This window comes from Paenibacillus sp. FSL L8-0340 (assembly GCF_038593145.1).
Classification (GTDB): domain Bacteria; phylum Bacillota; class Bacilli; order Paenibacillales; family Paenibacillaceae; genus Paenibacillus_AQ.
Window position 1 is genome coordinate 2,760,380 of the sequence record NZ_CP151967.1, and the last position, 20,143, is coordinate 2,780,522.

Annotated in this window: 19 protein-coding genes; 13 read left to right on the forward strand and 6 right to left on the reverse strand. The window is 47.8% G+C overall.

What is annotated here, in order from left to right:
* Positions 1-105: 105 nt before the first annotated feature.
* Together NST07_RS12245 and NST07_RS12250 are read left to right on the forward strand one after the other, a co-directional pair.
* Positions 106-1,200, forward strand: a complete 1,095-nt coding sequence (locus tag NST07_RS12245) for a glycerol dehydrogenase (protein WP_342481648.1) — start codon at positions 106-108, stop codon at positions 1,198-1,200.
* A gap of 97 nt (positions 1,201-1,297) precedes the next feature.
* Entirely contained in the window at positions 1,298-2,236 is a 939-nt protein-coding gene (locus NST07_RS12250; RefSeq protein ID WP_342481649.1) for a divergent polysaccharide deacetylase family protein, read from the forward strand.
* On the opposite strand, the gene NST07_RS12255 is transcribed toward NST07_RS12250, so the two are convergent.
* Complete coding sequence (locus NST07_RS12255) at positions 2,223-3,008, reverse strand: N-acetylmuramoyl-L-alanine amidase (RefSeq protein ID WP_341091968.1); 786 nt, start codon at positions 3,006-3,008, stop codon at positions 2,223-2,225. The two genes, NST07_RS12250 and NST07_RS12255, sit on opposite strands and share 14 nt — an antisense overlap.
* A 208-nt stretch (positions 3,009-3,216) precedes the next feature.
* Between NST07_RS12255 and NST07_RS12260 the strand changes: the two genes are divergently transcribed.
* Positions 3,217-3,405, forward strand: coding sequence for a YqzE family protein (locus NST07_RS12260; RefSeq protein ID WP_341091969.1), 189 nt, complete (start codon positions 3,217-3,219; stop codon positions 3,403-3,405).
* A 141-nt stretch (positions 3,406-3,546) separates the two neighbouring features.
* On the opposite strand, the gene NST07_RS12265 is transcribed toward NST07_RS12260, so the two are convergent.
* The 3 genes from NST07_RS12265 to NST07_RS12275 all read right to left on the reverse strand — a co-directional run bounded on the left by NST07_RS12265 (position 3,547) and on the right by NST07_RS12275 (position 7,592).
* Positions 3,547-4,611, reverse strand: a complete 1,065-nt coding sequence (locus NST07_RS12265; RefSeq protein WP_342481650.1) for a hypothetical protein — start codon at positions 4,609-4,611, stop codon at positions 3,547-3,549.
* Positions 4,612-4,770: 159 nt separating this feature from the next.
* Positions 4,771-5,850, reverse strand: coding sequence for a YqhG family protein (locus NST07_RS12270; protein ID WP_341091972.1), 1,080 nt, complete (start codon positions 5,848-5,850; stop codon positions 4,771-4,773).
* The gene (locus NST07_RS12275; protein WP_341378189.1) at positions 5,850-7,592 is read right to left on the reverse strand and encodes an SNF2-related protein; all 1,743 of its coding nucleotides are present in this window, start codon (positions 7,590-7,592) and stop codon (positions 5,850-5,852) included. The genes NST07_RS12270 and NST07_RS12275 overlap by 1 nt, the downstream gene beginning before the upstream one ends.
* 458 nt (positions 7,593-8,050) lie before the next feature.
* Here NST07_RS12275 and NST07_RS12280 point away from each other — a divergent pair, with 458 nt between their 5' ends.
* Complete coding sequence (locus NST07_RS12280; RefSeq protein ID WP_342481651.1) at positions 8,051-10,684, forward strand: adenosylcobalamin-dependent ribonucleoside-diphosphate reductase; 2,634 nt, start codon at positions 8,051-8,053, stop codon at positions 10,682-10,684.
* A 260-nt stretch (positions 10,685-10,944) separates the two neighbouring features.
* On the opposite strand, the gene NST07_RS12285 is transcribed toward NST07_RS12280, so the two are convergent.
* Positions 10,945-11,340, reverse strand: a complete 396-nt coding sequence (locus NST07_RS12285) for a cupin domain-containing protein (protein WP_342481652.1) — start codon at positions 11,338-11,340, stop codon at positions 10,945-10,947.
* A gap of 20 nt (positions 11,341-11,360) precedes the next feature.
* Complete coding sequence (locus NST07_RS12290; RefSeq protein ID WP_074085122.1) at positions 11,361-11,681, reverse strand: carboxymuconolactone decarboxylase family protein; 321 nt, start codon at positions 11,679-11,681, stop codon at positions 11,361-11,363.
* 175 nt (positions 11,682-11,856) lie between these two features.
* On the opposite strand from NST07_RS12290, the gene NST07_RS12295 reads away from it, so the two are divergent.
* The 9 genes from NST07_RS12295 to NST07_RS12335 all read left to right on the forward strand — a co-directional run bounded on the left by NST07_RS12295 (position 11,857) and on the right by NST07_RS12335 (position 20,143).
* Positions 11,857-12,705, forward strand: coding sequence for a DUF3737 family protein (locus NST07_RS12295; protein ID WP_341091987.1), 849 nt, complete (start codon positions 11,857-11,859; stop codon positions 12,703-12,705).
* Between the two features lie 100 nt (positions 12,706-12,805).
* Entirely contained in the window at positions 12,806-12,997 is a 192-nt protein-coding gene (locus NST07_RS12300; RefSeq protein ID WP_341091988.1) for a hypothetical protein, read from the forward strand.
* Complete coding sequence (locus NST07_RS12305) at positions 12,987-13,139, forward strand: cyclophilin-like fold protein (protein ID WP_341091989.1); 153 nt, start codon at positions 12,987-12,989, stop codon at positions 13,137-13,139. The genes NST07_RS12300 and NST07_RS12305 overlap by 11 nt, the downstream gene beginning before the upstream one ends.
* 49 nt (positions 13,140-13,188) lie before the next feature.
* Entirely contained in the window at positions 13,189-14,070 is an 882-nt protein-coding gene (locus NST07_RS12310) for a LysR family transcriptional regulator (protein ID WP_341091991.1), read from the forward strand.
* Positions 14,071-14,238: 168 nt separating this feature from the next.
* Positions 14,239-16,107, forward strand: a complete 1,869-nt coding sequence (locus tag NST07_RS12315) for a beta-glucoside-specific PTS transporter subunit IIABC (protein ID WP_341378192.1) — start codon at positions 14,239-14,241, stop codon at positions 16,105-16,107.
* A 33-nt stretch (positions 16,108-16,140) separates the two neighbouring features.
* The gene (locus tag NST07_RS12320) at positions 16,141-17,565 is read left to right on the forward strand and encodes a 6-phospho-beta-glucosidase (protein WP_341378193.1); all 1,425 of its coding nucleotides are present in this window, start codon (positions 16,141-16,143) and stop codon (positions 17,563-17,565) included.
* A gap of 144 nt (positions 17,566-17,709) precedes the next feature.
* Positions 17,710-18,114, forward strand: coding sequence for a MerR family transcriptional regulator (locus tag NST07_RS12325; protein ID WP_341091998.1), 405 nt, complete (start codon positions 17,710-17,712; stop codon positions 18,112-18,114).
* Positions 18,115-18,184: 70 nt separating this feature from the next.
* Entirely contained in the window at positions 18,185-19,351 is a 1,167-nt protein-coding gene (locus tag NST07_RS12330) for an MFS transporter (protein WP_341378194.1), read from the forward strand.
* A gap of 48 nt (positions 19,352-19,399) precedes the next feature.
* Entirely contained in the window at positions 19,400-20,143 is a 744-nt protein-coding gene (locus NST07_RS12335) for an SDR family oxidoreductase (RefSeq protein WP_341092003.1), read from the forward strand.

The following is a 20,143-nucleotide window of genomic DNA, read 5'->3' on the forward strand; positions in this document are numbered from 1 at the left end:
ATATACCGTGGGGATTAGAAAAGTGCAGAGGATGTCTGCTTTGTCCTTGCCGGGCGGCGGGTTCTTCCTTAAACTGATAAGGATTGGAAAAAGGAGGAACTTTATATGAATCAAATCATCTATTCCCCGTCAAAATATATTCAAGGCGGCGGTGAAATCTCAAAGCTGGGTGCTTATTGCACACAAATGGGAGCCACAGGGGCTTATGCCATTGTAGATCCTTACATCCTCGCTACCTACGGAAATGATATCGTCAGCAGCTTTGACGCTGAGTCTATGCCGCTTGTTCAGCGTGAGTTCAAGGGAGAATGTTGTCTAAAGCTGGTGGAGCAAATTGTTGCGGAGCTGGACTTGAACGCTACAGGTATAATTCTGGGCATCGGCGGCGGCAAAACACTGGACACGGCCAAAGCCGTCAGCCGTTATACCGGATTGCCGGTGGTCATTGTTCCGACAGTGGCTTCTACGGATGCGCCCTGCAGCGCATTGTCGGTACTTTATTCGGAGGAGGGCGAGTTTGACTGCTATCTCCCTCTGCAACAAAGTCCCAATGCCGTAATCGCCGACGTAGATATTATTGCTAAAGCCCCTCCGAGATTGCTGGCGGCAGGAATGGGCGATGCGTTGTCCACTTTTTTTGAAGCGAGGGCTTGCCGTAATTCCGGCGCTGTGACCCATGCAGGGGGACAGAGCTCGATCGCCGCATATGCGCTGGCGCGTGCTTGTCTGGATACGCTTCTTGCTGAAGGAGCTGAGGCATTAGAGGATGCCCGCCAAGGAATAGCCTCGGCGGCTGTCGGCCATATCGTGGAAGCGAATATTTACCTTAGCGGCATCGGCTTTGAGAGCGGCGGACTTGCCGCCGCCCATGCCATTCATAACGGACTGACTGTGCTTGAGGAATGCCGGCATATGCTTCACGGGGAAAAGGTGGCGTTCGCCACGCTGGCGCAGCTGATGCTGGAGCATGCAGCGGAGGAGGAGATCGCTGCCGTTGTTGCTTTCTGCCGGGAGGTGGACCTGCCTGTAACGCTTAAGGAAATGGGCCTTTCTGAGATGGAGCCGGGGAAACTTATGGCTGCGGCCCAAGCCAGCTGTGAGGCAGACAGCCCGATGGCAAATATGCCGTTTGAGGTATCCCCGCAGGATGTATTTGATGCGATCATTGCCGCTGACCGCCGGGGGCAGCAGGCCGGATAACGATTGTTAATTATTGCGTACCTGTCCCGTACATATTTCTCCTTCAGGTTCCAAACAATGAGAACAATGGCAACATAGCACGAAGGAGGAGATCCTCTTGAAAAGGAGCAATCATACGGGCAAACGCACCATTCTGTATCTAATTATTGCCGTTGTCGCATTGATGCCGGCGCTGGTTCCGCCCGCTGCCACTGCGCACGAAACATCTGCTGGTTCAGTTTCACATCACGCCAGGGGCAGCCGATCTGTAGTGTCTTCAGCCGTCCTTGCCGAACCCGCCGTTATCGGCAGTGCTAAGGCTGAAGGACAGCAGGAGATTAAACAACCAGCCCGCAGCAGGATAGCCATCATTGTCGATGATTTCGGCAATGACATGCGTGGTACGGAGGAAATGTTGGAATTGCCGGTTAAGATCACTGTTGCCGTAATGCCGTTTCTATCGACTACAGAGAAGGATGCACGGCGCGCACATGAGCAGGGCTTCGATGTGCTGGTGCATTTGCCGATGGAACCGAAGCAAGGCAAACCCGAGTGGCTGGGCCCGGGTGCGGTTCTGACCCGGATGAGCGATGCCGAGGTACGCAAGCAGGTCGAGGCTGCACTGGACAATGTTCCTTTTGCCGTTGGAATTAACAATCACATGGGCTCAAAGGTGACCGGTGATGAGCGGGTAATGGGCATCGTGTTGGCGGTATGCAAGGAACGCGGATTGTTTTTTGTGGACAGCCATACGAATTACCGTTCGGTAGCCGGCAGAATGGCCCGGAAGATCGGACTCCCGCCCGTGGAGAATCATATCTTTCTGGACGATGTTCATACGGCAAGTCATGTCGTGAAGCAAATGCGGCTGGTGCAGGAAAGGGCTTTGAACCAGAACTACTGTATAGCAATCGGCCATGTTGGTATCCAGGGCAAAGAGACCGCTGCGGGCATCCGCAGCGGCATTGCCGAAACAAAGGACAGTGTCGAGTTTGTAGGCATTTCCGAACTGGTCCGGGACGAATGGCAATGGAATTCGCAGCTTACACCTCCATAAGATACGCGGCAATACCGTTAGCAATCGCTTCGGCAATTTCCTCTTGTCCTTTCGGACTGCAAAGCTTCTCGCGGTCGGTCGGGCTGCTCACAAAACCCGCCTCAACGATCACTGTTGTGGCGGTTATTTTATTGAGCAGATAAAACGGCTTGCCCCGTAACGGGCTGGCTTTCACATCATAGAGATGATTGAGCTGGTTCTGAATGGATCTCGCCAGCAGGAAGCTGCGTCCCTCCTGACGGTACAGCACAAGCGGTCCGTGTTTGGAAGGTGAAGCGGCCCAGTTAATATGAATGCTGACCACGACATTTGCCGGAAGCGTCTCAGCCAGCTCCTTGCGCTGGGCAAGGTCCCGCAAATGGCGGGAGGAGCTGCGCAGCCAGCGGTTATCATCGCTGGGGGCATAGTCACCGGTCCGGTTAAGGATCGCATCAAAGCCGTCACTGCGCAGCAGCAGGAACAGCCGGCGGGAGATGGCAAGAGTGATATCTTTCTCGAGGATATTGCCATATGATGTCCCCCCGTCAATTCCCCCATGCCCGGCATCAATCAGAATGATCCGTTGATCATGGCCGAGCATATGCTGGCGCTCTTCTTTCGCCGCGGCTCCTGAAGGCACCGGTGACGCCTGCACAATTCCCGCATCTCCCAGGGGAAGCATAAGCAACAGGGCGGATGACACGATAACGAACAGCCGGCGCAGTGTACCGCTTCCCCGGGTGGTTTGGGTTCTGGTTGGGTTCAGGTACTTCAAGTACATCAAGTAGTTCAAGTGGATGACCTCCTCGTGCGGTAATGATCTTTTGACCGGACTGGGTACTTTGTTAGATTGTGCTGGAACAGGCAAACCTATACGAAAAGCAGCTTCACGGTTTAGATATAGCTGTTCAAGAGCACACTAGGAACATGGATATCCAGACAGAAGACAGAAGTCAAAGGTGAGTGCCCAAATTCAGCATTCAGTTTCAGGAGGTGGCGAAATGGCTTCCAGCGGTGATGAACTTGTGAAGTATATTACGGAAAAGGTAGTCGTTTATATGGAGGACCCTCGTGCCAGCCGGGCGCGGCGAAAGGCCGAGAAAGAGCCGTGGGCAGAGAAATGGTTCGGCATGCTGCCGCTCGGCTGGTCGATCTGGCGGAGCAAATGGAGCCGGAACGACAGGAAGTGATCAGGTTGCAAGTAGTAGTACCGGCAAATCGCATACAGCTTGAACTGAAAACAACCTTCCAAGGTGCCCTGTATATGGCACTGTGGAAGGTTGTTTTGTTGCATGCCCGCGGGAAAGACGTTGTACTTACAATGGGTTACTTTAACGCTTAGAATTTGTAAGCGTACCGATCACTGTTTTGCCGGCTAGAGGCAGCTGGTGCAGGGTACCGCTTTTTTGAAGAGCTGAGAGAGGGAGGTAACGTTTGCCTTTCGGACCCGCAGCGGCATAGACGATGGCCGGACTGCTGCCGGTTTTGTTCCCGCTGGAACCGGCAGGCAGCCAGCGCTGATACCCCGTAATCATAAAAGGCGCTCCGGTCGTATCGTTCCTGCCAGCTGACTGAAAGACGAGACTGCCATTTTGAATCAGCAGAATAGTGAAGTTTTCTGCGCTGTCCAGCTTCAGCTTGGGGCTGGTCAGCCACTGTAAATCAGCGTATGGATCATCCAGACCTTCACTCCGGTAGGTCTGCAGGGGAGACCAGCCGGAGTCCAGCCCGGAGATTGTATTGACTCCATCTAGCTGTACCTTCAGGACCTCTTCTGCTTTGTCTGAACCCCACGGCAGAACTTGCGGTACCGAAGCATTGATATATATATCCGTATGGTCGAGCGTTAATTTCCACACCGGGAGCAAAGAGGCGTAAAGAGCCGTCAGTTCAAGCTTTCCTGAATAATCTGAAGAGATGAGTTCCTCCTGCACCAGAAACTGGCGCAGATCGGTCAAGCTGTAAGGCAGCCCGGAGGTTCCGGTTCCGTATTCGCTAAGCATATAACCGCCTTGCTCTGTAGCCGAGACAATCAGGTATCCGATGCGCTGCCCGCCGTCCATGAGATTAACAAGCCAGCTATGTGTGCCCGGTCCCAGCGGATAATAGTCGGTACGGGCCTCTTTCCAGCTTGTGAAGGGAGCATCGGCGGACAGCTTGCGGATGGTCAGCTTGGTGAAGTCCTGCAGCGATTCCGTTGATGGTTGCACCTTGATTACAAGTGAGGCCAGCACATCAGGGGAGACTGCTTGTGTGACAGTGACGCGGGTGTCCTTAGCGGCATAGGCAGCCGGAAAGGCAGAGCTTGCCGACAGCCCGATTGTGCAGAGGGACAGAATGAGGAGGAAGCGGCCGCGACGACCAGGCACGGCCTTCCGCCTTGATTTTATAGTCATGTCGTCGTTCACCTTTCTTGGTCCAAATCAAATCATCTTCATGGAACGGGTATAAATTAATTGTAGCGGACAAGCTCTAAAAAGGGTGTTGCATGCTGTCCGCCGGGTTGCGGGAATTCCGCTGTTTTTTTGCCTGCTTTTAGCGAGCAGGGTCGCATTCTATGTGCTGCGCAGATGAAACAGTCCGTAGGTTACGGCAGAAACTGCAACCTGCGGCTCGTATTGCCAGGAGGTCTCCTTCCGGCGGCGGTTATATTGCTCCTGGATCGCCAGCCGCTTCTCTTCGTCCTGCTCTTTGAGCAGCTCCTCATAATAAATGTCTACGATGCTCAGCTCAAGCCGCAGCCTTTCCCGGGCTTCCTCCGCCCAGCTGTAGTCCAGTTTTGCGAGCTGTGAAGTCAAATAAGCCTCCAGCCGGTCGGCCCCGGCGGCAATTGTAAGCTCTGAGGGCTGGATGTGAATATTCTCCGGCAAGCGGGGAGTTAATTCCCGTGTATTCAGCCTCGTGCCAAAGTCGGCGGTAATGACCCCGCTGGTTAAGGAAATTCCGATAAAATGCAGCTCTTCCCGCTTCAGATCGCAAGTCATCTCCACTTTGTAACAGACGCCTAGCCACGGTTCATAGGCCGCAGAGAACAGCGTCATCCGCTGTCTGCTTCCCGGGTCTTCAAACAGCTGCAGACATTTTCCCTCATCACGCGCGGCGGCCCAGATCTGCTTCAGCCGCTTGCTGCCGTATACTATATCCTCACGGCGGATCATGCCCGGGCCGATCCGCGGCAGTACCGGCACAACGCCAAAGTAGCGGGCGAGAATGCCGTCCTGCGGGTCTGCTTCAGCGGGAGCCGCCCCTGCGGATGGCGGCTGCCCGAAACCGGCCGCCGGGCTGTCCGCGCCTGCTTCCATCTCTGCCGCGCCAAGGCTGCCGCCTGCGCCCGGCAGAAGCCCGGCCGCAGGGCGGTTTGCCACGCCCCGTTGTGCCCGGGGCGGAGGAGCAGCCTGCGCGGCCAAGCTGTCGTACTTCTCCGGGTCGAAGACGAAGGTGAACGACAGCGTCTCCGGATCGACGCCGGTGCGCTCCACGAACCCCCAATAATAGGGCCGGTCGGTGAGCATCCGGTCGGCGCGCGGCGAGAGCTTCACCGTCACATGCAGCGGAGATACCTCAAGGATCGAGCACTCCGTTGCTTCCAGATAATCCATGACATGCTTGCGGACTTGTTGCGGAGAAAGGGTCATCAGGTGGCCTCGCTTTCATTCTGTATGCCTTGGGTCAGCTCGCTGATGGATTCGCCGATGTGGTCAAGTCCGCTGCGCAGCTCCTCGTCGCTGCGGGCTTCAAGCATGATTTTATAAAGGCTTTTCTCCAGCGATTCCTTTTTCTCGAAACGTTCCAGGATCACATCAAGACCCCCGATGACCATCTCGAACATGTTGATTTTCTCATGCAGCAGATGCAGAATATGCTCTTCAATCGTACCTTCTGTGGAGAGGTTGTAGATGACCACGTCGTTCTCCTGGCCCAGACGGTGGACCCGGCCGATCCGCTGCTCGACCCGCATCGGGTTCCACGGCAGATCGAAATTGATCATATGGTGGCAGAACTGCAGATTGATGCCCTCACCGCCGGCCTCCGTAGCAATCATCACCTGGGCCCGTCCACGAAAGAGATCCATCATCCAGTCCTTCTTGCCGCGGTTCATCCCTCCGGAGTATGACACACACTGCAGCCCGTGTTCACGGAAGTATTGCAGCAGATATTCCTGCGTGGCGCGGTATTCAGTGAAGACAATAACCTTTTCGTTCATTTCACGGATCAGCTCCATCGTTTTCTCCGCTTTGGTATTCGTCTTGACGGTGCGGATGCTCTGCAGCAGCTCCATCATCCGCTCCCGTTTCGGAGAATCGGCAGGCAGCTTTTTGATTAGGTTCACCAAGGTAATGAATACAGCATCGCGGCTGCTGCATACCTCACGCTGAAGCGTAACCAGAGAAAGCATGCTGCTGAGATTGCCGCCTGATTCCTGATATTGGTCTTTGACAAAGGCGGTAACGCCGTCATATAATACCTTCTCTTCCGGTGAGAGCGTGAGCGGTATATTGCGGACCTTGCGCTTGGTGAAGTTGACCGGGCCCTCGCCGCGGCGGTTGCGGATCATGACTTTAGACAGCTCGCCCCTCAGCTGGACTTCATTCTTCGGCTGGCGTTTGTCCACGACGAAATTAGCGGCAAAATCCCCCTGATTGCCAAGCTGCCCCGGCTTCAGCAGGGTGATCAGGTTGAACAGCTCGCCGAGGTCATTCTGTACAGGGGTGGCGGTGAGCAGCAGGCAGTACTTTTTGCGCAGCTGCTGAACGAACTGGTAGTTGGTGGACTTCTTGTTCTTCAGCTTATGGGCCTCGTCGATAATCAGCATGTCGTATTCGCAGCCGAGCAGCAGTTCTTTATGCGGATCACGTTTGGCGGTGTCCATGGAAGCGACCACAATGTCGTTTCCCCAGGAATAGGTCTTCTTCTGTGCTACGGCAGTTATGCCGAACTTGGCGTTCAGCTCGCGTACCCACTGCAGGACGAGCGAGGCGGGAACCAGAATCAGCACTTTGCTTACCAGTCCGCGTACCAAATATTCCTTAAGCACGAGACCGGCTTCGATCGTTTTGCCGAGTCCGACTTCGTCGGCGAGAATCGCCCGGCCCGACATTTCAAAGAGTACCTTATGAGCGGTATCAAGCTGGTGGGGAAGCGGAGACAGTCCTGACAAATGCTTCAGGCATTGCAGCTCGTCGAAGCTGGTGACAAGGCCCGATTCTTCACCCTGCACGGCAAGCCGGGATAACCTCAAGTCTCCCCAAGGCCCGCCTTTCTCCAGTCTCGACTCCAGATCATGCAGCCAGTTTCGCTCAAAGGATAGGGGAACAGGCAGCTGCGGTGCGGGTGCATTGACCTCTTGCGTCAGGGAATTGCGGGATAATTGCGTCATGTTGCAGCCTCCTCCGGCGCTGTATCATATCGAACTAGCGTAGAAGTAGTATGCGCGTAAAAGAGAGAATTCATAACCTGATATGGATTGCTAAAGAGTTGCGCATATTAAAGATTCACTCACCCGCAGATGAAACTTTTAGTTTCTGATTTTATAAAAAAACGAGCAAGAGTGAGAAAATGCGTCATGGATGCCGATTTTTCGCCACGGGGCTTCTTATATCGAAAAAGACCTCCGATACAATATGTGGTATAGTTTAAAAGCTGACGCACACAATATATTGTTACAAATGCTTGAAATATTGATTTATCAGAGCATTTGACGGTTATTTGTTATTGACAAGAGGAACTTCCTTTGCACAAGCAGGGCAGCTGGAAGTTTCTGTTGTGGGTCACAAAACGTAAGCCCACATCATGGAACGGAAGATTTACATATCATACATCCGGGAGGTTTTTCTATTGAGTACAGTGAAACGTAAGCAGCGCCTTGAGGGCCTTAGCGAGAAAATATTTTTGGACCGCTATGCGTGGAAGGATGCGGACAGCAATAATGCCAAGGTAGGCGATGTTGTTCTCGTCCTGACCAAAGACGACCCCAAATTCCCTACCAAGGAAGTTGGCGAAATTGTAGAGCGCAGCGGACGGATTGTTACCGTGAAGACACGCAGTGGTGAACTGGTGAAATCGGACGTAGAAAAGCTTACGCTTAATATAGAGAAAACTCCGGAGGAAATGTGGGACCGGCTCGCAGCCGCCATGGCTTCGGTAGAGAAAACGCCTGAGCTTCAGGAAGAATGGACAGGCAAGTTCCGCTCCATTCTCGATGACTGGAAGCTTGTACCGGGCGGCCGGATCGCCGCAGGCGCCGGTGCCAGTGAAGAGCTGACGCTGTTCAACTGTTATGTAGTACCTTCGCCTAAAGACAGCCGCGGCGGAATTATGCAGACACTGTCGGAAATGACCGAGATTATGGCCCGCGGCGGCGGTGTGGGGATTAACCTGTCTTCGCTGCGTCCCCGCCGTGCCATCGTTAGAGGCGTGAACGGATCATCCAGCGGCTCTGTCTCCTGGGGCGGGCTGTTCAGCTATACGACCGGGCTGATTGAGCAGGGCGGCAGCCGCCGTGGCGCGCTGATGCTGATGATCAATGACTGGCACCCGGATGTGGTTGATTTCATTACTGTGAAGCAGACTATGGGTCAAGTGACCAATGCCAACCTTTCAGTATGCGTCAGCAACGCTTTTATGAAAGCTGTTAAAGAGGATCTCGACTGGGAGCTCGTATTCCCGGATACGACGGACCCTGATTATGATACGATTTGGGACGGAGACCTTGATAAATGGAAAGCGGACGGCCGCCGGGTCATTCCTTACCGTACAGTTAAAGCACGGGATGTGTGGCATACGATTATAGAATCAGCCTGGAAATCGGCAGAGCCGGGCGTCGTATTCATGGAATACTACAACCAAATGTCCAACAGCTGGTACTTTAATCCGATTATCTGCACCAATCCGTGCGGTGAGCAAGGACTTCCGGGCTGGGGCGTCTGCAACCTGTCCGCCGTCAACCTTTCGAAGTTCTACGACGCGGAGAATCATGATGTGGACTGGGCCGATCTGGCGACGACTACCCGTTATTCTGTTCGCTTCCTGGACAATGTCATTGACAAGACGCCGTATCATTTCCCGGAAAATGAAGCCAACCAGAAGCTGGAACGCCGCGTAGGCCTTGGAACCATGGGTCTGGCTGAGCTGATGATTAAACTCAACATCCGTTATGGCAGTCCTGAATCGCTGGAGTTTCTGGACAAGCTGTACGGCTTTATGGCCCGCGAAGCGTATCTGGCCTCAGCAGAAATTGCCGGCGAGAAGGGTTCGTTCCAGGCGTTCGAATCCGACAAATATCTGCAGAGCGGATTTATGAAAAACATCACCGAAGTTTATCCGGAGGTGGGTGAATCCATCCGCAAGCACGGCATGCGCAACGTTACCGTGATTACTCAGGCGCCCACAGGCAGCACCGGTACAATGGTAGGAACTTCGACTGGTATTGAGCCTTATTTTGCCTTCAAATATTTCCGTCAAAGCCGTCTCGGCTACGACGAGCAGTTCGTACCGATCGCACAGGAATGGCTGGAAGCCCATCCGGGTGAAGAGCTGCCTGATTATTTCGTAACTTCGATGGATTTGTCGGCCAAGGATCACATCCGTGCGCAGGCTGCCATTCAGCGCTGGGTGGACAGCTCGATCTCCAAGACCGCCAACTGCCCGTCAGACTTCACTGTTGAAGAAACTGCCGAGCTGTACGAAATGGCCTTCGATCTGGGCTGCAAAGGTGTAACTATCTACCGCGACGGCAGCCGCGATGTGCAAGTGCTGGAAACCACGAAGAAGGAAGACAAGAAAGAGGCTCCGGCAGCGGAAACGGCTGCACCGGAAGCAGTAGAAGCTGCACCGGCCAGCGCAGTTGTGGCAGCGAGCCCTGCGCCACAGGCCAATGCCAATGTTGTTGACAAGCAATACAAGAAACGCCCGCAGGTGCTGCGCGGCGCAACCTATAAGATCAACACGCCATTCGGCATGGCGTATATCACCATCAACGACCTGGATGGCATTCCGGCAGAAATCTTCCTGAATGTCGGCAAAGCGGGCTCCGACGTCTTCGCCATGGCGGAAGCATTGGGCCGTGTCTGCTCGCTGTTCCTCCGTTACGGCGACCACGGCGAGAAGGTCGAGCTGCTGATCAAGCATCTCAAGGGCATCGGCGGCTCCGGTGCCATCGGCTTCGGCGCGAACCGCGTCGAGTCCATCGCCGACGCGGTAGCGAAGGCACTGGAAACGCATGTGCTGAACAACGCACATGACGACCATGTCCCCGCTCCGATCGCGGCAACGCTGGAGCTGGAGGATTTCAACGAAGCGCTGAACGCTGAGTTGAAAGCGAGCGTACCGTCTGCGGCAGTAGCGGACTACGGCCACGGCGGCCATGGGGCGGCCTCCCGCGACCTCTGCCCATCCTGCGGCAGCGCCTCGCTGGTTAACATCGAAGGCTGTAAGACCTGCAGCAACTGCGGATATAGCCGGTGTGGGTAAGAAGTAGGATTACAAGAAACCTAGAACGATTGTTGTGAGGGATCACCAAAGCGGCAAAAACGACCACAAATGATGATAAAAGTGGATCATGAAAGACGATAATCCATTGATATATTCAATATAATGCATAAATATTCAAGCAGGTATTTTTATGCATTTAAACGCATTGAAATTAGTGGATTTGATTTTTAAATGAACACAATAAAAGTCCCGATTAGGAATTTCCTATATCGGGACTTTTATAATGTGATAAATAATGTTTATAAACTATCATACCAAACGTCATCGACAGGCTCTAACCATTCGGTTTCGCCTGGTGTAATAGCCAGATGTACAAACCAGCTGTCTTGGGTAGCACCATGCCAATGCTTCACATTTGGTGCAATATTAATTACGTCACCAGTTTTAAGTAACTTTGCAGGTTTTCCTTTTTCCTGATACCAACCCTCACCACCTGTAACTAATAAAACCTGCCCAAATTTATGTGAATGCCAGTTATTACGGGCGCCGGGGGCAAAGGTCACGTTTCCGATCGGGGCATTTAAAGGAGTTGGATCAGTAAAGACCATTTGTAAATAAGCATCGCCGATAAAATTAGCTTCAACTTTTTTTCCTAATGGAAGAATGGTGCTGCTCTCTAATTGTTCATTTGACATCATGGACATCCTCTCTATTTTTATTCTTTATAGATTTCCTTAGCGATATTAAAAGCGGACCAAGCTTTGGGCCAACCGGCATAGAACGAAAGGTGTGTAATGATCTCTGCAATTTCTTCTTGGGTGATTCCATTTGCTTTCGCTTTATGAAGATGTGGAGTTAACTGTTCAAAGTTTCCTCCTGAGATTAGAGCTGCTACTGTAATCATGCTGCGATCGCGGGGAGAAAGTTCTTCCTCCCTTGACCAAACCTCACCAAACAATACATCATCGTTCAGTTCAGCAAATTTAGGTGCAAATTCTCCCAGCTTGTCTCTTCCTGCAGTTTGTTTCTCTGCCATTGTTACCATCCTCCATTCATGTATTAACTGCAACATCATCTAGTGTATTAGTGTATACCTTCAAGTGGACTTTAACGCAAGTAAGGATCAATAATTATCTATCTATTCGTGTCGAAAATATTTGACTTCAAGTTAACTTTAAGTTGTAAGCTGATCTGAGACAGGGGGATTAGCAATGCAAACTATTGATCAACAAAAGCTAACAGGAGAACGCGCACTATTTAAGAGCAAGAATCTTTTGATTAAAAACTCTACTTTTGCGGAAGGTGAATCACCGCTGAAGGAAAGTGAAGATATTACTATCCACAACAGTTTTTTTAAATGGAAGTATCCGCTATGGTATTCCCAGAACATTAGCTTAAAGAGAACAACTCTTCAGGAAATGGCACGCTCAGGAATCTGGTACAGTCATCATATTTATATGAATGACAGTGTCATTGAAGCACCCAAGACATTTCGCAGGGCAAGTGATATCCGTCTGAATCATGTGGATATGCCTAATGCAGAGGAGACGCTATGGAACTGCAAGGATATTGAATTGTTACATGTAACTGCAAGAGGAGATTATTTTGGGATGAACAGTGAAAATATCAGAGTGGATGATTTAACTTTGACCGGAAACTATGTTTTCGATGGTGCGAAAAACATAGAAATCCGTAATTCGCGGCTACTCTCAAAAGACGCATTCTGGAACTGTGAAAATGTCACCGTATATGATTCGTTAATCACCGGAGAATATTTAGGATGGAATTCTAAAAATATTACGTTTATTAACTGCACTATTGAGAGTAATCAGGGAATGTGTTACATGGAGAACGTGGTAATTGTAGATGGGAGCATAATCAATACGGATTTGGCCTTTGAATATTCCACTATTAATGTGACAACAACTACAATGATTGACAGTGTCAAAAATCCAATCTCCGGAATCATTAAAGCGAATGGAATTGGAGAAATAATACTGGACGATGAAGGAATTGCTGCTTCAAATATTATATATGAGCTGAATGATCAAATGAAATGAGCTTCTCAACAAAGCAGATTTTTATGTTTCTGATATTCTTTATAAATACAAAGCGATTGCTTGCTCTATTTCGGAAAATAAGAAAGGCAGGTGGATGTACTTGAAAGAAAATAAAACTCAAGCTGCAGCTCCAAAAACACAACCATTTGGAAAAGAAGCTTTTGAGAAAACGGAAAATACAATCATTCGCTGGTTAGGGAATTCAGGATTATTTATAAATAGCCATGGAACATGCGATATGGTCGATCCGTTATTAATGAGTTTTGACATGCCCTCGCTAATTGACCTTTGACGATTACAACAGAACAGAAAAAATCAGTTACCTCCCGAATACTCTTACGACGGAGGAAGCGCCGGATGGCTTCGATCCTTCAGTAGGTGATCTGACCTTATATGCTCCATGGAATGGAGGCATTCACAGGCATGAATGGTGACTTCACCGTAACCATTGAAATTTTAAAATAAATGCAATCAGGAGGAACCATGGAATTAAGAGTACTTCGGTATTTTCTAACAGTTGCCCGTGTTGAAAATATTACACATGCGGCTACTATCCTGCATGTTACACAGCCTACGTTAAGCAGACAGCTGGCCGATCTTGAAAAAGACTTAGGAACTCAATTGTTCACACGTGGAAAAAGTAAGATAACACTAACCGATGCGGGGATGCTTTTGCGTCAAAGAGCAGAAGAAATCCTTACCCTTGCGGATAAAACAGAGAAAGAGTTTAAAGATCAGAGCAATCTGGTTGGAGGAACAATATCCATTGGAAGTGTTGAATCATTAACATCAAATGTTATTTTCGAGTTATTAAAAGCGTTTAATGTTGAATATCCACAGGTCACCTATCATATTTTCAGCGGGACAGGCGATGATATAAAGGAAAAAATAGATAAGGGCTTACTTGAGATTGGCATATTGTTGGAGCCTATTCATATTGAAAAATATGATTTTATCAGACTGCCGCAAAAGGAACGCTGGGGAATTCTTACCAAAACCTCGTCAACGCTGGCACAGAAGGAATATGTTACTTCCAAAGACCTGGCCGGAGTACCCTTGCTAATACCCAGCCGATCAGTATTACAAAATGAAATTGCCAGTTGGTTTGCCGATGAGCACTCACAATTGCGCTTTGTAGCTACCTATAACTTAATATCCAATGTGGTTAATCTCGTGGAGCAGGGAATGGGAACGGCAATTTGCATTGAGGGTGCTTTCGCAATGAAGCATTCTGATCATTTATGCTTTAGGCCCTTCTATCCTGTACTTCAATTCGGATGTGTGATTGTCTGGAAAAAACACAAAATTTTCAGTCAGACTGCGACCAGGTTTTTACAATATATCAAGCATGCCTTGCAGGCATAATGAAGAATGAAATATAGGCATTGGCTATAGCTGTTTATATAGTGATATTTTAAAGGTGTAATGTGAATGAAGCCTTTACTTATCGCTTATAAATAGCTTTTTATGTTTGTAAAGCGCTTCCGTATTCGTTCATATTATGCAGCATTTATTAAGAGGGGGCATAATTGCATGAGCCAGAAGTATGAGGAATTAGCTCGAGAAATTGTAGAGAAAGTCGGAGGCAGTGAAAATGTATCTACATTAACTCATTGCATGACCAGACTCAGATTTGCGCTGAATGATAATAATAAGGCAGATCAACCAGCCGTGAAAGCATTGGACGGCGTTCTTGATGTTATCGAGAGCGGCGGACAATTTCAGGTAGTTATTGGTACTCATGTTGAAGACGTTTACACGGAGGCTATTAAGCATCTGAAATCCGTAGAAGGTTCAGGTCGTGAACTAGCTAAAGAGAGAAAGGTAGGGTTCATCGGCAAATTAATCGATTTCGTTTCCGGTACATTTAGTCCGATCGTTCCAGCTATTGCTGGCGCAGGTATGATAAAAGCGCTGCTCGCTCTACTTATTTTATTTGGTTGGATTTCAAAGGAGTCCCAGACCTATTATGTATTAAGTTTTATGTCGGATGCCATTTTCTACTTCCTGCCGTTTCTATTGGCGTACTCTGCTGCTAATAAGTTAAAGTGCAGTCCTGTCTTGGCTTTAGTACTGGCGGGTATTTTACTCCATCCAAACTTGACCCAATTGCGGACAGACGGGAATGACGTTAGCGTCTTCGGTATCCCCTTGACCCTGGTTGCTTACAGCTCTTCTGTCGTTCCAATCCTCTTAACTGTTTGGGCACAATCTTACATTGAAGCGATATTCAAAAGAATCATTCCAAACGCAGTCAAAGTTATTTTTGTTCCGATGTTTACGATTTTGGTAGTCGGGCTCCTTAGCTTAACGGTATTAGGACCTCTAGGGTCATTTTTCGGAACGTATTTAGCTATGGGATTTGATTTCCTTGGGTCACACGGATCTTGGATGATTATATTCGTTATCGCAACCTTTTGGCCCATACTGGTTATGTTTGGATTACACCATAATATCGTTCCCTTATCGTTGGCTCAAATCACCACACTGGGTTACGAGAACATTATCGGCCCTGGAGCGATGATAAATTGTATTTCCCAAGGTGTTGCTGCACTAGTGGTAGGGATGAGAACAAAGGATAAGGCTTTAAAGCAAATTTCAACTTCCAGCGGGATAACAGCTTTTATGGGGATTACGGAACCCGTCTTGTATGGCGTGAACTTGCCTAAAAAATATCCTCTCGTTGCTGCTATGATTGGTGCTGCCAGTGGAGGACTATACGCAGGACTATTGAATGTCTCTCGTTATGCGACAGGTGCTTCAGGAATTCCAGCAATTCCACTTTACATCGGAGAGAATATCTGGAATCTATATAATATTTTGATTGCATTAGTAATTACGGCTGTTGTAACTGCGGTTATTACCTACCTCTTAAGTTTGAAATATGAAAAAGAATTGACCACTCAAGAAACGATTGTTAGTGATGAAGAAACGATTACGATTAAAGACTCTGTGATTATGAGCCCAATTAAAGGGGCAATCATTCCATTACAAGATGTACAGGATGCTGCCTTTGCTTCAGAAGCCATGGGGAAGGGAATTGCTATAGAACCAAGTGAGGGGAAAGTGGTGGCTCCTTTTGCTGGGGTTATCGTTTCACTGTTTCCTAAAAAGCATGCCATGGGCTTATTATCCGATGACGGTGTAGAAATCCTCATTCATGTTGGCCTTAACACCGTTAAACTAAATGGGAAATATTTCGAAGCCCATGTTGTGGAAGGCCAAAGAATCGCTAAAGGACAGACCTTGTTGACCTTTGATCTGGAGAAAATTAAACAAGAGGGGTATATTACTCAAACTCCTGTTATTGTAACCAATACCTATAATTATTCAGATGTAGTATCAGTGAGTATTCATGATTATATAGATTTCAACAATGCGCTGCTGCTAGTAAAAGCATAAATAACAATACTCAATCTTAGGAGTGTATTTTAGATGACCTTAAGAAAAGATTTTCTCTGGGGTGGAGCGGTTGCTGCAAACCAATGTGAAGGTGGATCCGCAGAAGGTAATAAAGGGCTGTCAACGGTCGATGTCATTCCAGCGGGGAAGGATCGGGTTCCTGTTATGAAAGGCAAGGTCAGCATGCTGGAGTGTGACGAAGAACATTTTTATCCAAGTCATGAAGCTATTGATTTCTATCATCGCTATAAAGAAGATATCGCATTATTAGCGGAAATGGGTTTTAAGTGCTTCCGTTTATCCTTGGCATGGACGCGGATCTACCCTAATGGAGATGACAAACTTCCGAATGAAGAGGGATTGAAATTCTACGAACATGTCTTTGATGAATGTTTAAAATATGGCATTGAGCCCTTAGTAACGATTACTCACTTTGATGTCCCTATCCATCTGGTGAAAACAATCGGCTCATGGAGAAGCCGCAAAATGGTCGAATATTATGAGAGACTATGTGAAACCATCTTCACCCGTTACAAAGATAAAGTGAAGTATTGGTTAACCTTTAACGAAATCAATATGTTATTGCATTTGCCCTTTGGAAGCTCTGGCCTGGTATTTGAAGAGGGTGAAAATGAAGATGCAGTAAAATATCAGGCAGCACATCATCAACTGGTCGCAAGTGCGAAAGCAACTGAAATTGCGCGCAGAATCAATCCGGAATTTAAGATAGGCTGTATGCTGGCGGGTGCAAGCACGTATCCGTATACATGTGCACCAGATGACGTTTGGAAAGCAATGACAAGAGACCGGGAACACTACTTCTTCGTTGATGTACAGTCCCGTGGAGAATACCCAAGCTATGCCAAGAAAATGCTTGAACGAATGGATATTCACTTGGAGATGGAAGACGGAGATGAGGAATGCTTAAGAAATAATACCGTTGACTTTATTTCGTTCAGTTACTATGGCTCACGGTTAACCAGTGCGGACCCTGAGGTAAATACGCAAACCGCCGCAAATCTGTTTCCGACCCTGCGCAATCCACATCTAACGACAAGTGAATGGGGATGGCAGATTGATCCGCTGGGGCTAAGAATTACATTAAATGCATTATATGACCGCTATCAAAAGCCGTTATTCATTGTAGAAAATGGATTGGGAGCGCTGGATACACCTGATGAAACGGGATATATCGCAGATGATTACAGAATCGGGTACCTGCGGGAACATATCAAAGCGTTCATAACGGCAGTGGAAGAGGATGGAGTCGACTTGCTAGGATATACGACTTGGGGCTGTATAGATCTGGTAAGCTCCAGTTCCGGAGAAATGAGCAAAAGATACGGCTTCGTTTATGTGGATAAAGATGACGCTGGAAATGGCACATTGGAGCGCAGAAAGAAAAAATCTTTTGGGTGGTACAAAAAAGTAATTCACAGCAATGGTATAGAGCTGTAGTCTGCTAATGAATGAAGACGTAATAACGCATTGAGTCATGGACTCGGTGCGTTATTGCTTTATAAATGAATAGACCAGCTTCACTTGACTTAAAGTTAACTTTAAGTGATAAGTTAGAACAAAAATTGATATTGAGGTGAAGGTATGAATATTACCCAGGTTGCTAAGCTGTTTGATCTTTCGGCAGCCACATTAAGATACTACGAGAGCATTGGTTTGTTTCCGCCGGTTAACCGGAAAGAAAGCGGTGTGCGTGATTACAACGAGGAAGATATCAAATGGATTGATTTTATAAAATGTATGCGGGATTCAGGTTTGACGATAGAGGCATTAATTGAATATACGTCATTATTCGCTAGCGGTGATCACTCTTTAGAAGCACGCAAACAGATTTTGGTCGATGAGAGGGAGAAGCTGATACAGAAACGGAAAGAACTTGACGAATCTATCAGCAGATTGGCCGTGAAAATTAAGGACTACGACGGAAAATTGCTTGAACGAGAGGGGAAGCTCAAAGGCACACTCGTAATAGAAGCGAAGCATGACTAAATCAGAATTCGGTAGCTAAAGGAGTGGGATTCATATTAAACCAAAGGAAAAACTAAAGACGTACTCCTTATTGTCAGCAGCGTTATTAATATCTTCAGGACCAATAATCGCCGCTAATATTCCGTCGATAGCGAAAGATTTTCCTGCTATTTCTCTGACACAGGTAGGGTTACTGACTACAATACCTTCCCTGTTTGTTATTTTTGGTGTTCTAATCGGGAATCGGCTGGAACTGCGGATCGGAAAGAAGAGAACCATTTTAACAGGATTAGGATTCGTATTCATTTCAGGGACATTCCCGGCAATGAAGCACGATGTTTTTTCATTGTTATTCGTTTCCCGCTGTTTGTTTGGTCTGGGTATTGGCTTATTTAACCGCTTAATCATTCAGATGATCAACGATATATACCAAAATAATCCTGGGAAACAGGCATCTTTAATTGGAATTGAGAGTGCCTTTGAGGGATTAGGAGGTATCTGTCTGACGCTAATCGTGGGTCAATTATTAAAAATTAACTGGTATACATCATTTTATGTTTATGCATTGGCACTTCCCGTTTTTGTTGCTTTCCTTTTCTTTGTTCCGGAAGATAAAAGGGAGATAGACAAAGGCGGGGCGGAACAACTAACACTGACCTCAGACCATCCAAGTAATAAAAGGCCCTTACGAGTGATAATTGGCTTTGGCATTTTATTGTTTGTAATTGTTACTCTATTTATCAACTACAATATTCAGATTACTCCTTTGATAATGGAGAAGAATATTGGGAACGCGACGAACGGCAGCAATATGATTGCTTTTATAGGTTTAGGAGCCTTTATTGCCGGCTTTTCTTTTGGAAAATTATATAAATTGCTCAGACACTATATTGTTCCTTTGGCCATCCTTTTTCTGGGAGTGTCCATGTTTATGACGACGATCTCACAGAGTATTGTTCTGACTACATTTTGTTCGATGGTTATCGGTTTTTCATTTCGGTGTATTATGCCTTACTTACTGCATACATTTACGCAGCAAATTGCGAATATGGCAAAATTGGGCACTACGATCGTATTGGTCGCTTATAACTTAGGAGCCACCCTTTCACCTTATGAAGGGACATTGGTCAGACAGCTATTTCATGCTCCAAGTATACAATCATTGGTTTTCACTAATGCAATGATACTCTTATTGATTGCCATAACTGGTTTTAGTGTAGTTTACGTAAATCAAAAAAGAAGTTTGACTTCAAGTTAACTTGAAGTTGTAAACTTGGCCTGTATCAATAACTGAGGAGGAATTAACATGACTAATATTAAAGGGAAAGTTGTCATTATCATGGGGGCATCAAGCGGGATTGGTGAAGCCACAACGAAGAAGCTTGCTGGGGAAGGCGCAAAATTAGTGATTGCGGCTAGACGTGAAGATCGCCTGAAATCTCTTGTTGAATCCCTGCCTAATGCTGAAATTTCTTATGCCGTTGCGGACGTAACCAAACAAGAAGAAGTTCAAGCGGTTATTGATTTAGCAGTTAAGAAGTATGGCCGTGTAGACGTTCTATACAATAATGCTGGAGTTATGCCGACAGCACCGCTGTCAGCAACCCGTTTCGATGAATGGCGTCAAATGCTTGATATCAACATTATGGGGGTTCTGAATGGGATTGCTGCAGTTTTGCCTATCATGAAAAAACAGCAATCCGGGCACATTATTGCAACGGACTCTGTGGCAGGACATGTTGTATATCCCGGTTCTGCTGTATACTGCGGAACCAAATTTGCTGTCCGTGCTATCATGGAGGGATTGCGTCAGGAAGAACGTGAGAACAATCTCCGCAGCACAATTATTTCTCCAGGATTAGTGGATACTGAGCTGTACACAACGGTCAATGACGCTGAAAACCGAGAATGGCTGAAAAATAACGCAAAAATTGCAGGTGTGGGTTTGAGTCCAAGCGATATTGCTGACGCAGTAGCCTATGTCATTAGTACACCTGAAACGGTTGCTGTAAGTGAAATTTTAATTCGTCCAACGAAGCAACTCGTTTAA